Source organism: Mesorhizobium sp. M7A.F.Ca.MR.148.00.0.0, assembly GCF_003997735.1.
Taxonomy (GTDB): Bacteria; Pseudomonadota; Alphaproteobacteria; order Rhizobiales; family Rhizobiaceae; genus Mesorhizobium.
On sequence record NZ_RZTB01000290.1, the window covers coordinates 1 to 1,106 of the forward strand.

At 57.6% G+C, this 1,106-nt stretch carries 3 protein-coding genes and 1 pseudogene; all 4 read left to right on the forward strand.

Going from position 1 to position 1,106, the window contains the following annotated elements; genetic code table 11:
• On the forward strand, positions 1–384 hold a 384-nt coding region (locus tag EOB49_RS34000; protein ID WP_127383513.1), incomplete at its 5' end, for a DUF269 domain-containing protein.
• 46 nt (positions 385–430) lie between these two features.
• On the forward strand, positions 431–634 hold the full coding sequence (locus EOB49_RS34005; RefSeq protein WP_063169367.1) for a CCE_0567 family metalloprotein: 204 nt from the start codon (positions 431–433) through the stop codon (positions 632–634).
• Positions 631–947, forward strand: a pseudogene (fdxB, locus tag EOB49_RS34010) (ferredoxin III, nif-specific). Before EOB49_RS34005 ends, fdxB begins: the two are co-directional and overlap by 4 nt.
• A gap of 80 nt (positions 948–1,027) precedes the next feature.
• On the forward strand, positions 1,028–1,106 hold a 79-nt coding region (locus EOB49_RS38290), incomplete at its 3' end, for an exopolysaccharide production repressor protein (protein ID WP_281034479.1).

Below are 1,106 nucleotides of genomic sequence, written 5' to 3' on the forward strand. Positions count from 1 at the left end.
GCCCTTGCTTCCCCGTTCGTCAAATGCCTCCTGCGGCTCATTCGTACTCAGGATTCCTTCGGCTTATGGGAAGGCCATTCGGATGCCGAGCTGCTGGCCGAGTTCATCATCACCAAGCAACAGCAACGTGCGGTACCCTTTGGCGGCGATCCCGATCCTGACGCGCTGTGGAGGCTCGACATGTTTTACACCGCCGTAGCGCTTGCGATCGAGGAGCGCTCCGGCGTGTCGACGTCGCCAATAATTGGAATGAAGCCCCTGCGGGCTTCCAGCGGTTGGGCGTTCTGTCGAGACGTCCACCGGTTCGGCTTCGAGACTTTCCGCAAACTTGCTGAGGCCGGTACGAAACTGGTCGACGATGCGACTGCAGCCATTGAAGCCTAGCCCGAGATGGAGCGCATCAACAAAACCATTGTTCCAGGAAGGATCTATGTCAGACCTAGATAAGATGAGGAAGAAAGTCCGAAAGCTCCAGTTGCGTGCAGCTATTGCCAAGATGGCATTGCAGGACCTTGTCGAGGGTCTGCCGGGCAAGTGGGCCGACATACAGGAAGTCGCCGAGAAAACCCAAGCCGTTTATGCCGAGTTGGATGTTGCCAAGAGAGAACTCGCTTCAATGAAGAATTTAGGATGATGCGCACATTCACCACCCGTGACGGCTCCATTTGGATGCCGTCGTACCTGACCTCCATCGATAGCAAACCTGCATCGGCTGCTGCCGTTGTTTCAAGGTCTGCTCGCGCGATGTGATGCATCTTCACGGCGTTGATGATGCGGGTGAAATCCTCGGCCCCTGCGATGACGAGGACGAGGATTTCGACGGCAAGCTCAATCGCATGATCATGGTTGTCGAAGATGCCGGCCGCTGCATAGGCTGCGGAGCCTGCGGCCGCGTCTGCCCCAAGAACTGCCAGACGCATGTTGCGGCCGACGAGCTCGCAACATGATCTGGCGAAAACCAGGGGAGCGGCGTTGCACTTCATCTTTTTGTCGGCTCGTGGGGCTGGTCCTGTGCAGCAATGCGTCGATGGTTTACTTCGCTTTGGATTCGCTCCGTGTGGCAGTCGTCACGACGCTGGCCTGTTCGCTGCTGCTTCAGGCCGGCT